The 719-nt window shown below is 50.1% G+C and carries 1 protein-coding gene; it reads left to right on the forward strand.

From position 1 onward, the window contains the following. The first annotated feature begins 216 nt into the window (after window positions 1-216). Window positions 217-678, forward strand: a complete 462-nt coding sequence (locus HMPREF2890_RS01410) for a transposase (RefSeq protein WP_070464297.1) — start codon at window positions 217-219, stop codon at window positions 676-678. Window positions 679-719 lie beyond the last annotated feature (41 nt).

Consider the following 719-nt stretch of genomic DNA (forward strand, 5'->3'; position numbering starts at 1 on the left):
CCCTAACGGGGTCGCAGGTGTCGGGTAGGTCATCGGTAACCCGGAGTCTTCGGGGCTTCGCCCCTCGACATCCGGGCTAAACAGCGAGCACCCCTGCCGGGGTGCCATCCGCCGCGCATCCGACCACTGGGTAAAAATGGACACACCCCTGCCGGTATGCCACTTGACCGACTGGATCATTCTGGATAACTTTGGTGATCTAACCCTCTGACCATTATGAATAGAGACACTTACTTTACCTTATTTTTCCATCTTACCTTTTCAACAAAACAGCGGATGAGACTTTTAACGCCTCCGATACAGTTACGTCTGCAACAGTATATGATCACGTTTTGCAAGAACAACGGGGTAGTACCGCTTATCATTAATGGCGTGCGTGACCATATGCACCTGCTCTTCTACGTATGCAGCCCATCCTTTAGTATCTCTGACTTCGTGAGAGAGTTGAAGAAGTGTACCAATAAGCTGTGCAACGAAAGTCTTGGGTACAATGGACTTTTCTCGTGGCAGCAAGGCTACTTCGCCCAAGCGATCAGTCGCGATCGAGTCCCTGGATGCTACGAATACATTAAGAACCAGCAGAAACACCATATCGGTATGACCTTTAGCGAGGAGTGGGAGAAGATGAAGGCAGCCTATGAGAAGGACGGAGATATTGTAAATAAGTATAAGAAATAGAGTGGGGTACCATCTCGCCTTCCGATCCCGCAGGGGCGAAG

Source organism: Porphyromonas sp. HMSC065F10, from assembly GCF_001808555.1.
Classification (GTDB): Bacteria; Bacteroidota; Bacteroidia; order Bacteroidales; family Porphyromonadaceae; genus Porphyromonas_A.